Source organism: Terrihabitans aquatilis, assembly GCF_052542005.1.
The window spans coordinates 156,821-168,124 of the sequence record NZ_JBOCUO010000002.1 but is presented as its reverse complement, the minus strand read 5'-3'; the positions used below and the strand labels follow the sequence as shown (position 1 = coordinate 168,124).

Sequence of the window (11,304 nt, the reverse complement as noted above, 5' to 3'; positions counted from 1 at the left end):
GCCGATTTTGGATTGCGAAGCATTGTTCGCTTTATTCCAGAAATCATAGCTATGAGCTTGAAGGCAAACGGACTTCACCTGAAAAGCGAGGATGTCGGATCGTATGTCCGCAATATGTGCAGCATGAGCAGCAAGCAGGCACGAACTGCCCGCTCACTGCGCATGCTGAAGCGTATCCGAAGGCCCGCTGAGCGGATTCTGCTTCAGCTATACTGGGCCAAAATCACGTCCGCACCGACCCCGAAAAGGTCGCCAGGTCCTTTCTGCGCGCAAGGAACCCCGTTATCATCGCTGACGCAACAACCTCCCGCGCGAGTCTGGCCGCCTCGTCACGTGGTCGTCTGGGTGAAGCGATAGCCAGAGCCCGGCAACATCTCGAAACAGTTCGGCCATCCGCATAAACATGTTCCGCTTCATCCATTCGAGCGACCTGCATCTCGGCAAGCGTTTCGGCAATTTCTCGGGCGATCTTCCGGGCCGGCTGCGCGAGGCCCGCTATGCCGTCATCGGGCGGCTTGCGCACCACGCACGCGAGCACGGTGCGACCACGATCCTTCTGGCCGGTGACACGTTCGACACCGAAACGCCGGCGCCGGATGTCCGAAGGCAGGCGCTCGCCGCGATGCGCGATCATGCGCCCATCCAATGGGTGATCCTCCCCGGCAACCACGATTCGCTTCAGGCGGCGGAGCTGTGGGCGACGCTGAAGGCCGAAGTTCCGGAGAATGTCGTGCTGGCGGTCGAAGCCCGGCCGCTCGCACTTGCTCCCGGCGTGGTGCTGCTGCCGGCGCCGTGCACGACCCGCCGCCCCGGGCGGGACCTGACCGAATGGATGCTGAACGCACCGAAGGCTGAAGGGATGATCCGCATCGGCCTTGCCCATGGCGCGATCCGCAGTTTCGCTGAGGAGGGGGGAGCCGCCGACGTGATCGCGCCGGACCGTGCCGCCCGTGCCGGCCTCGATTATCTCGCGCTCGGCGACTGGCATGGCCCCCTTCAGGTCGATCCCCGCACTTTTTATTGCGGCGCACCCGAGCCCGACCGTTTCAAGCACGACCGGCCCGGCGAGGCCTTGCTGGTCAGCATCGCCGGTCCCGCCGCTTTGCCCGAGACACGCACGCTGGAAACGGCGAGCTTTGCCTGGCGCACGCTGCCGCTGCATCTGCTCGACGGTGACGATCCGGTTGCCGCGCTGGACGCTCTGCTGCCGGACATGCGTGATCGTCGCCAGACGCTGGTGCGCGTCGTGGCCACGGGCTGCAGCCGCCTCACGGGGCGGACGGCGCTGGCCGCGGCGGTGGCGCGTGCGGTGCCGGATTTCGCGTTTCTGGAACTGGACGACACCAACCTCGGGGCGGAGTGCGAGGTCGGCGACCTCGACGGTATCGACCGCGCGGGTGCGTTGCGCGAGGCGGCGAACGCGCTCCTCGCCGAGGCGGAGGATGCAAATCGGTCGGCGGCGGAGCGCGCCATCGCGCGGGCCGCACTCGCGCGTCTGTTCTCCTATGCCGAGACGGTGTCGCAATGAAAATCTCGGCCTTGCGTCTGTTCAACGTGAAGCGCTTCGCCGGCCGGGGCGTGGCGATCGAGGGGATCGGCGACGGCGTCAACGTACTGTGCGCCGCGAACGAATTCGGCAAGTCCACGAGCTTCGAGGCGCTGCACGCGCTCTTCTTCCAGCCCCATTCCGGAATGTCCGGCGATGTGAAGAATTTGAGGCCCTACAGCGGCGGGCATCCGCTGGTCGAGGCCGATATCTCGACCGTCGAAGGCGCCTTCCGCATCACCAAACAATATTACGGCGGCCGTTTCGCCCGAATAGCCGACCTCGCGACGGGCAGGATCGTCGCCCAGGCCGACGAGGCCGAGAATTTCATCGCTGATCTCATCAAGGGCGGCACGGCAGGACCGGCGGGCCTGCTCTGGGTGCGTCAGGGGATCACCGGCATCGAGAAACGCAGCCGGACTGAAGAGGAGAGCGACAATCGGGTTCGGGCAAGCCTGCTCGAATCCGTGCAGGGCGAAGTCGAGGCCGTGACCGGCGGGCGGCGCATGGCCGAAATATTGGCGGCTGCGCAGGAGGCGCGTTCAGCGCTCGTGACCGCAACGGGGCGGCCGAAAACCGGCGGGCGCTATGCCCAGGCGATCGAGGCGCGCGACACCCTCGCCGCCGAAGAGCAGCGGCTTGCCCGAGACGTCGCGATCCTGCGTGAGGCCTTGGACAAACGCACCGCCGCCGCCGCGAGGCTCTCCGAGCTCGACCGGCCCGAGGAGCGCCAGCAGCGGCGACAGGCAATCGAGACTGCCCAGTCCGCGTTCGATGCCGCCAAGACCCAAAGCGAGACGCTGAAGACGGCAGAGGCCGAATTGAAGCTCGTGCGCGAGCGCCGGGATGCCGCCCACCGCGATCTCACGGCTTTCCGGAGCGCCATGCGCAAAGCAGGCGAATTGCAGGAGCGCCAGCTGACCGCCGAGCAGGGCCGGGCAGACGCAATCGCCCGGCGGCAGAACACGTTCGACGCGATCGATCGGGCGCGGGCGGATGTCGAGACGGCCGAAGCCGGCGAGCAGGACATGCACAATCTCCTCGCCCGCGTCGAAACGGCCTTGAGAGCACGCGAGGCCGCGGAGCGACTGACGGAGCTAAAGGAGCGTCTGAGCCAGGCGGAAGCAATCCGCCGGGCTCTGGAGGAGGGCGAAGCGGGCTTTGCTCTCCTGAAGATACCCGCCAGCGCGATCGATGAATTGCAGGCGGTCGAACTGGACATCGCAAAGCTGCGCGCGATCGGCGAGGCGGCCCGCCCCTCCGTCATGGTCGCCTATGAGACGGACGCGGCCGTCACGATCGACGGTGTGCCGCTGATCGATGGGCAGGAGCGGGGCTATGACGGACAGGCGCAGCTTTCGATACCGGGTATCGGCCGGATAACGCTTCGCTCGAACCGTCCTCCGCATGACAACGACCGGCTCGTGAAGGCCGAGGAAAAACGGCGGACGCTGCTTGCCTCCTTGGGGATCGACACGCTTTCGGCGGCCCGCGAGCGGCAGGTTCGCGCGCAAGCCATGGAGGCCGAACTGCGCGAATTGCGTGCACGCCTGTCCTTCCTCGCACCGGAGGGGCTGCCGAAGCTCAGGGAAGACATCGCCGCGCGCGACGCGGCGGCCACCGACGCGCTCGAGCTGAAGGAAGACCCCCAACAGGTAAGGATGGCGCTGGCCGAGGCCGCGGAGATACGGACGAACGCCAGAGCGAGGCTTCGTGAAACGGAAGGCCTGCGGGGGAACGTCGAGCAAATCTTCGTCACCGCCGAAACGGCACTGGCCTCGCTGCAGGGAGAGCGTGCCCAGGTGGAAGCGATCCTCGGCCCGCCAGAGGGGCGTGTTGAGCGCGAGCAGGCCTTGTCGGCGCGATGGGAGGAACTGGAGGGGGAACTCACCGCGCTCGGCGAGCGCGTGGAAGCATTGAGGGCTAGGGTGGCCGATCTCGAAACCGCCGAGGCGGTGCTGAAGCGCGCCCGCTCGATCGAAGAGGCCGTCGAGAAGGAGGCCAACATTCTCCGCCAGCAGATCGCGGAGCTGAACGGCCGGATCCGCACCTCGGCCGATGAGGCCGTCGAGGAGAAATGGCGGGAGACCTCCGACGCCCTGTCGGCGGCGCGCGCGCGGGCCGATGCGTTCGAGAACGAGGTCAAGGTTCTACAACGTCTTGTATCCGCGCTTGAGGCCGCGCGATCCGAGGCCCGCGACCTCTATCTGAGGCCGGTCATGGCTGAGCTGAAGCCGTTGCTCGGCCTGCTGTTCGATGATGTCTCGATCGCCTTCGACGACAAGACGCTCCTTCCGCAGACGATCCGGCGCAACGGCCAGGATGAGGATGTCGAGCGCCTGAGCGGCGGCATGCGCGAGCAGCTCTCCGTCCTGACGAGGCTCGCCTTCGCACGGCTGCTGGCGCGCAACGGGCGGCCCGCTCCGGTCATCCTCGACGACGCTCTCGTCTATTCCGACGACGACCGCATCGAGAAGATGTTCGACGCGTTGCACCGGCAATCCAGAGACCAGCAGATCATCGTCTTCTCCTGCCGCCAGCGCGCGTTTCAGAAGCTTGGCGGCAATATCCTGCAAATGAAGGAGTGGGCGCCGGCTTTCTGATTAGGCGCTGACAAGCGGAGGCCGGATTACCTGTCCGAAAAGCGCGTCGGAAGATCTGCTTCCGGCCCGGCGGCCATTACGGCGGTGTAGACGGCCGCTCTCTCTCTACTGCGGGTCCGCGTCCCTCGGAATCGCGATGACGGCCCGTGGCCCTGCCCCAACCTTCAGGCGCCTGACATTCGTGATCCTCGCGGGATCCAACGAGATGATTTCATCTTTCGACCAGTCCACCACCAGCACGCATACGGGCGAGATGAACGTTACGCCCTCCGGGGCCGCGCCGATGCGCGCCGGGGCCTGAACCTCCAGAGAAACGCCATCGATGATGCTGAGCGTGCCGCTCTGTTGATTGGTCACGGCGATGCGGGCGCCATCCGCAGAGACGCTGACTCCGTAGGGCATGAGGCCTGTCTTCAGGCGTTTGATCTCACGCCGTGCCATGGTGTCGATCACCGACACATCGTTGCTTCGGACATTCCCGACATACAGACGCATGCCATCCGGCGAGAGGGCGAGGGCGAAGGGTCCGGTGCCGACCTCGATGGTGCCAACGCGGGTCATGCTTACGATGTCGACCACGCTGACAGAATTGCTTTCGCGATCGGCCACATAGGCCAGCGCGCGGCGGGCATCGAGGGCGATATGGGCGGGTGAGCGTCCCACCTCCGTCCGTGCTGTCTCGCGACCGCTTGTGGTGTCGATGCGGATCAAGGCATTGGCGGCCCAGTCGGTCGACAGCACGCTCCCGCCGTCGGCGGTGACCACGAGGCCGAATGGCTCACCTCCGATCTCGAACGTCATGACCATGTCGGTGGTGAGATCGATGCGGGAGATCTTGCCGAGATCGGGGTGCGAAATCCACAGGCTGCGGCCATCCGGCGACGCCGCCCCGCCTGCGGGTACGCCAGGAACCGCGATCGTGCGCAGCGCGCGCAGTTCGTCCACGGCGACGATGCTGACCGTGCCGGCCTGCTGGGAGATGACGGCCGCGTGTTTCGCATCTTCCGCCCGGCAGGGCCGGGGGGACAGGACAAGGGCAATGGCCAGTGCCGTTACAGCCGGCAGGCATCTGAACCGCGGCCGGTCTCTCACCGGGCCTCGGCCTTTGCCTTCAGACCGCTGAGGCCTTCCTTGACGAAGCCGGTCATGGCGGCAATGGCCGCCTCGTCATTCAGCTCATCCGGGGGGTAATTCCCGGTGTCGCCGCGATAGAAGCGGGCGCTCCAGGCCACCTGGCTGCCCCCGTCCGACGGGGTGATCTCGATGGTCGAGGTGTAGAAGCTGACGGGGATGGCCTCCGCGTTTTCGGTGAGCAGGCGCCAGGAGATGCGGCGTGCCCCGGCATCGCTCTCGTCGAGCCCTTCCGTGACGATGCCCTTGTCCAGCGTCAGCGCGCGCTCGGCGCCAGCGGCATCGCCGCCCTTGGCCTCGACCGTCTTCACCAGAGGATGCCACTCCCCGATGCCGCCGAACGCGCTGACCAGTGCCCACACCTTGTCGGGCGGCGCCGTGATGGTGATGATCTCATCGGCTTTCTGCGGGGTTGGGCCATGAGCCGCGACCGGAGCGGCGGTGAACAGCAAAGCAAGGGCGATAAGCAGGCGTCGGCAGGATGTCATCGAGCTTTTCCCGGTTGAAGATTGATGCGGCTCTGGCGTCGCCCCGATGCGAGCCTGAGGAGAAAGCTGGACGCGTAGAGCGCGCTCAGCGTCAGAAGTGCGAGGACCGCAGGGACGGGCGCCATGTCGATGCGGGTTGGAACGGGTCTCTCGCGGGTGGCCCCGGCAATCGCGGCAACGAGGCTGGCCGGTGAATCGAGACGGGCATAGGCGAGGCCGGTCTGGGCGGCGAGGGCCTGGAGGTGCGGCTCGCGCAGGGAGCTGAGATGCTCGTTGCCCCGCGCCTCTTCGCCGCCCCACGGGGCGTTGCGGGCGTCCCAGCCCTCGCGCAAATGAGCATCGTCGGGTGGCGGCCCGCTGCGGTTCTCCTGCGGCACGTCCATCTCGCCGTAGAAGCCGATCTCGCGCCCGTCATCATTGTATTTCGGGATGGGCACGGGCTCGGCCCCGCCCACGCCGACGATCAGCCCGCGCACCTTGCCGGGCTCGCCATCGAAGGTCGTCAGCCCCCCTCCGGGGAGAGGGGGTGCCTCCTGTCCGTCGGTGAGAAAGATGAGGTCCGCGTCCACCGTCCCGGCCTGGGCAATGCCGGCGTGCACGCCGCGCGCGACGTAGCTGTCGCCCTCCCATGCCATGCGCCAGTCGAGCGTGGCGATGGCGCCGTCGAGCGCGGCGAAGCTTTCGCAGACCTCCACCGGTTCGAACAGGAGGAAGGTCTGGCGTTCGGTGAAGATGCCGAGCCCCAGGCGCGAGCCGCAGGGTAATGCCGCAAGCAGGGCTCGCAGGCCCCTTTTGCCCATGTCCAGACGCGAGGTCGCGCTGCCGCCCACCATGTAGTCGCGCACATTCATGCTGCCCGTGACGTCGATGACGGCCAGCACATCCCGCGCCGGGCGCATCAATTCGATGCGGGGCGCAATTTGCGTGATGAGCAGCGCAACAAGCGCGACGGCGAGGAGCAGTGCCCGCCAGGAACGCGCGAGCCGACGCTGCAGGTCGGGATGGGACGCCCTCATGGCAGCCCCTTGGGCAGGCCGGGCAGGTCCATCCACAGACGCTTGGCCGTCTCCGGCGGCACGTCCTCGCCCGTCGCTTCGATCTGCGGGAAGTCGCGCACGAGGCGCATCGTGATGTCCAGATTGTACTTTGCGTCCCAAAGCCCCGGATCGATGACGAGGGCACGGCGATATCCGTCCTTGGCGAGGCGGACGAGCGGGATTGCGGGATCGATGTCGTTGGACCCGAGATGATCGAGGGCCGCGCGCAGCCGGGCATTGGCCAGATCATAGAGCGCGGCTGCGGCCAAGGCCTTGTCATCACCCTGTGCCAGGCGGGCGGCGATGGGCTGTGCCTCGTCGAGACGCCCTCGGACGGACAGGAAATGCAGCCGCGCGAACAGGGCTTCGGGAGATGCCCGGTCGTCGATCGCGATGTCATGGGCCGCCGCCAGCGCAGCGATGTCGGCATTGGCGCGCCGGTCCGAAAGCCAGCCAACGCCGTTCCAGACCGCAAGGGCGATGCCGGCGATGAGCGCCAGTCCGGTCAGGGCCGGCACGATGCGCCGGATGGCGGAGGGGTTGTGGAGCGCGCCCATTCTCATGCCGCGCGCCTCATCGGTGTGGGCTCGGCGCGTTGCATGGATGCGGCGGGGTTTACGCGGCGAAGCCCACGTTCGGCGAGTTTGGCGGCAAGAAGCCCTGCCACGCACAGGGCCGCGAGGGCGAAGGCAAGACGTGCGAAATCCCGCCTCGGCACCGCTTCCTCGTAGAGGATGGGGCGCGTCTCCTGCCGATCGATCTCGTTGATCGCCCCTTCCACGGCCTGCGGATCCCCGGCTTCGAAGGCGCGGTAAGGAATGCCGAGGCTTTGCAGGAAAAGGTGGAGATGGCGCTCGGGATTGGCCTGCGGCGTATCTTCGCCGGCGGGGGGCTTCTCGAAAATCCCGGGCGAGCCGCGTGAGCGCAAGAACAGCCAGTAAAGATGCACGGGCGTGCGGACCACCGCGTCGCGCAGGGCGTCCTGCACCCGGCGGTCGATGAGCGCTGCGCCGTCCGACACCAGCACCACGGCGCGCGAGGCCTCGCTGGTGTCGTCCGCGAAGGTGGAGAAAGCAAGCGCGAGGCCGCGGCCGACATCGGTGAAGGCGAGACCGGGACGGTCGATGGCGGCGATGGCCCCTTCGACGGCCTGGTGATGGTCGGTCAGCGGCAACACCGGCATGGGTGAGGTTGAGAAAGCGGCGACGCCGATGCGGTCGTGCGGGCGGCGCTTGACGAAGGCCGTAAGGAGCCGCTTCGCGGCCGCGGACTTGGATTCCTGGTCGCCGCTCGGGGCCCGGTCGGCGAAGCTGTTGTCCATGCTCGACGAGCGATCGAGCAGCAAAACGAGATGCGCACCGGTTCCTTCACGCACCACGATCTGTTCGCGACGATGAAGGCCGGCGAGCCCCAGCACCAGAGCGGAGATTGCGAGCGCGCCCATGATCCGCAGGGCCATGCCCACCAGCCGTGACGGAAGATCGTCCGGGATCAGCGCAACAGACGGCACCAAGCCTCCCTGCAGGGGGCTTGCCACAAACGGTAGCAAAGCGAGCGCCAGGGCAAGGAGGAGAAGCGGGTGATCGAAGCCAAACCCCGCAAGGTGGATTGGGGGAAGGTTCATGCCGCCGCCTGCTCGATTGCGCGCAGGCTGCGGGCAAGTTCGGTGAGGTGCCGGGCGGGCAATTCCTCCTGTGCTGCGGCAAGGTCGGCGGCGAAGAAGGCTCGACGGGAGGCCGCGAAAAGCCGATCGATTTCGGGCTCCGCGGCACGAAAGTCCGGATGCGCCGCGAAGAAGGCTGTGAGGTCTTCTGCAAAAACGCGTTTGCCCGCGGTTTTATCGAAGGCTCGATGCAGCGCGATGAGCGCCGCGTCGTAGTTTGGCGGTTGGTGCGCCAGCACGGTGCGGACCACGCGCCCGGCTGTCAGGAAGGGCCGGTTGCGCCGGGTATGGAACGGCCAGAGCCCGCGTTGCCAGGCGAGACCGGCGCCCGCCAGCGCTGACAGCGCAAGGCCCGTGAGAAACAGCGCCAAGGTGCGCCCTGTCGGGATGGGCCGGGGTGCGATGTCGGGCCGGGGAACCATCACCTCGCCCGAGCCCCCCGTGATCTCGCGCAGGGGGGACGTCACGAACGACCAGGAGGGAATGGTCAGAGCGATCCGCCGCTCCTCTCCGAACGCGGCGACCGGTACGGGCGGAATGGTGAGCCGCTTGGGCTCCAGCGGGGCGTAGAAGGTCTGGTAGGTGAAATCGAGCCGGTAGCGCCGCTCGCCGGCTCTTATGCCCTGATCGGTGAGACGGACGTCTCGCAGGTCGAGCCAGTAATCCACCGGCCGTGGCTGGGGCAGGGATGCCGGATCGAGCGTGAGGCCCTCATCCAGCGTGATGTCGGCGCTGAGTGCGATCGTGTCGCCGATGAGGTGGCCGAATGGGCGCGGCGCATAGAGCGTCACCTCCTGCCCATGGCTCTGCGTGGGGCTCACAGCCATGGGCAGCAGTGCAAGAAGGGCTGGCACCATCCTTTGGAACCGCATCGCTCACCCCGCCATCAGCCGGCGCGTCAGGGTGTCGATGTCGAGCCTGTCCACGAGGTCGAAGCCTCGCAGGCCCCGCCGTGCGAAAGCGTCCTCCAGCCTCTGCCGGCGGGCGCGGGTCTCGTCTTGCCAGCGCTTGCGAAGGGACGGGCGCATGAACACGAGACGCCGCGCCCCGGTTTCCAGATCGTCCAGCTCGATAAGCCCCCAGCGGGGCAAAGCGTCTTCGACGGCGCTGTTGCGCACCACGACCGGGATCACGTCATGGCGCCATAGCCGATCGAGCAGGCCGGCAAGCCGCTCGTGCGGAAACAGGAAGTCCGAGACCAGAAAAACGAGAGATCGACGCCGAGGCAGCCGGTCGGCCGCCTCGAACAATCCCTGTATGCCCGCTCCTCGTGCGGCGGCTCTGGTCAGGATGCGGTGCACCTCCTCCTCAAGGCCCGTACGACGTGAGAACGAGAGGCTGGCATCGGGCCGAATGCGCGCATCGCAGCCGAACAGCGCGAAGCTGTCGCCGCTGCGACGGGCGGACAGGGCGATCAGCGCACCAAGCTCCGCCAAGGCTTCGCGAGGCGCATCGCCGAAGGCCATCGATCCCGAGAGATCGACCAGCATCGCCACCGGCACCGAGCGGCGGGGCGCGAAGGCCCGGACTTTGAGGTCTCCGAAGGGATCGCGCAGCGAGGCGCGCAAATCGATCCGGCGTGGATCGGGATGGCGCAGCAGCGAGACGTGGCGACGGAACTCGCCCTCGGCTCCTTCACCATGGCCCGGATGGGCGCCGGGCAGAATGCCATCCGACCGCCAGCGCAGCCGGTAGGGAATGGGTTGGAGGCGCCGGTCCTGCACATCTGTCCCGGCGATCATGGCGCGGGCATCTGGGCGAACACGCCCGCGATGAGGGCCGCGACGATGCGCTCGCGATCCAGCTCATAAACCGGGTCGATGAAGATGCGGTGCGCCATGACTTCGGGGAACATGTCGCGCAGATCCTCGGGCACCAGGATGTCGCGCCCATCGAGCCAGGCACGAACGCGTGCTGCTCGTGCGAGATAGGACATGCCGCGTGGACTGGCCCCGCCCAGCACGAGCCGGTCCATGTCCACGCCGTTGATCTCGATGCCGTGGTCCCCCGGGTTGCGGATGGCGTCCCACAGCGCCAGCAGATAGGTCTCGAGCGTTGGGCTCGAGCGCACGCCGGTCTGGATGGCACGCGCCACATCCTCCAGCGCATCAGGATCGAGGATGCCGCCTTCAATTTCCGTCAGCAGGACGTCCACATCGTGGAAGCGGGGATCGAACACCAATTGCCGCCTCATCTCCTGTTCGGCGGGCATGCCCACGGCGATCTCCATCAGGAAGCGGTCGCGCGCGGCCGCCGGCAGTTCGAACGTCTCCTCGCGCTCCACGCGGTTGCGGTCGGCGAACACCTGCACATGGGGAAAGCGGTATTCGCGGTTGAAGGCGGAGACGGAGCGTTCCGCCATCAGCCGGAGCAGCAGCGAATGCACCTGCGGGCGGGCCCGGTTGATCTCGTTGAAGAAGAAGATCGCGAGGTCCTCGCCCTGCTTCAGGAGGGGGCCAGGGTCGATGCGCGGCTTTCCGTCCTCGCCGAGATGCGCGTGATAGACGAGATCGCTCGGCATCAGGTCGATCGTGCCCTCGATGCGCTCGAACGCGCCGCCGATTGCGCGGGCCAAAGCGCGCAGAAGGGTGGTCTTGCCGACACCGACATCGCCTTCGAGGAGGACATGACCTCGGGCGAAGGTCGCGATGGTCAGCAGACGTATGACACGGTCCTGGCCGAGCACCACTTTGGCGATCTCGCGCTGAAAAGTTTGAGCGCGGTTCTGCCAGTCCGACAGCATGGAATCCGTGTCGCGAAGGGCGCGCATCGCCGAACCTTTCTGCAGAATTCCAGGTGGGCCTAGGTACCTGCGGGGAAAAAGTGCGGTCGAAGC

Annotated in this window: 10 protein-coding genes; 2 read left to right on the top strand and 8 right to left on the bottom strand. The window is 67.0% G+C overall.

The genetic code is table 11. The annotated features are described in order from the left end of the window. Positions 1-403 precede the first annotated feature (403 nt). Together ACQ6S1_RS06805 and ACQ6S1_RS06800 are read left to right on the top strand one after the other, a co-directional pair. Entirely contained in the window at positions 404-1,528 is a 1,125-nt protein-coding gene (locus tag ACQ6S1_RS06805; RefSeq protein ID WP_445040434.1) for a metallophosphoesterase family protein, read from the top strand. Next, complete coding sequence (locus ACQ6S1_RS06800) at positions 1,525-4,149, top strand: AAA family ATPase (RefSeq protein ID WP_445040433.1); 2,625 nt, start codon at positions 1,525-1,527, stop codon at positions 4,147-4,149. The genes ACQ6S1_RS06805 and ACQ6S1_RS06800 overlap by 4 nt, the downstream gene beginning before the upstream one ends. Before the next feature lie 105 nt (positions 4,150-4,254). On the opposite strand, the gene ACQ6S1_RS06795 is transcribed toward ACQ6S1_RS06800, so the two are convergent. The 8 genes from ACQ6S1_RS06795 to ACQ6S1_RS06760 are packed head-to-tail and all read right to left on the bottom strand — an operon-like array spanning position 4,255 to position 11,238. Continuing rightward, positions 4,255-5,241: a YncE family protein gene (locus ACQ6S1_RS06795; RefSeq protein WP_445040432.1), complete on the bottom strand. Its 987-nt coding sequence runs from the start codon at positions 5,239-5,241 to the stop codon at positions 4,255-4,257. Next, positions 5,238-5,768 carry an SRPBCC family protein gene (locus ACQ6S1_RS06790; RefSeq protein WP_445040431.1) on the bottom strand — a complete coding sequence of 177 codons (531 nt, stop codon included), beginning with the start codon at positions 5,766-5,768 and terminating at the stop codon, positions 5,238-5,240. The genes ACQ6S1_RS06795 and ACQ6S1_RS06790 overlap by 4 nt, the downstream gene beginning before the upstream one ends. Further along, complete coding sequence (locus ACQ6S1_RS06785; RefSeq protein WP_445040430.1) at positions 5,765-6,784, bottom strand: vWA domain-containing protein; 1,020 nt, start codon at positions 6,782-6,784, stop codon at positions 5,765-5,767. The genes ACQ6S1_RS06790 and ACQ6S1_RS06785 overlap by 4 nt, the downstream gene beginning before the upstream one ends. Continuing rightward, complete coding sequence (locus tag ACQ6S1_RS06780; RefSeq protein WP_445040429.1) at positions 6,781-7,368, bottom strand: hypothetical protein; 588 nt, start codon at positions 7,366-7,368, stop codon at positions 6,781-6,783. Before ACQ6S1_RS06780 ends, ACQ6S1_RS06785 begins: the two co-directional genes overlap by 4 nt. Continuing rightward, positions 7,365-8,429: a vWA domain-containing protein gene (locus ACQ6S1_RS06775; protein ID WP_445040428.1), complete on the bottom strand. Its 1,065-nt coding sequence runs from the start codon at positions 8,427-8,429 to the stop codon at positions 7,365-7,367. Before ACQ6S1_RS06775 ends, ACQ6S1_RS06780 begins: the two co-directional genes overlap by 4 nt. After that, complete coding sequence (locus tag ACQ6S1_RS06770) at positions 8,426-9,325, bottom strand: nonribosomal peptide synthetase MxaA (RefSeq protein ID WP_445040427.1); 900 nt, start codon at positions 9,323-9,325, stop codon at positions 8,426-8,428. Before ACQ6S1_RS06770 ends, ACQ6S1_RS06775 begins: the two co-directional genes overlap by 4 nt. An 18-nt stretch (positions 9,326-9,343) precedes the next feature. Further along, complete coding sequence (locus tag ACQ6S1_RS06765; RefSeq protein WP_445040426.1) at positions 9,344-10,210, bottom strand: DUF58 domain-containing protein; 867 nt, start codon at positions 10,208-10,210, stop codon at positions 9,344-9,346. Beyond that, entirely contained in the window at positions 10,207-11,238 is a 1,032-nt protein-coding gene (locus tag ACQ6S1_RS06760; RefSeq protein WP_445040425.1) for an AAA family ATPase, read from the bottom strand. The genes ACQ6S1_RS06765 and ACQ6S1_RS06760 overlap by 4 nt, the downstream gene beginning before the upstream one ends. Positions 11,239-11,304: the final 66 nt, after the last annotated feature.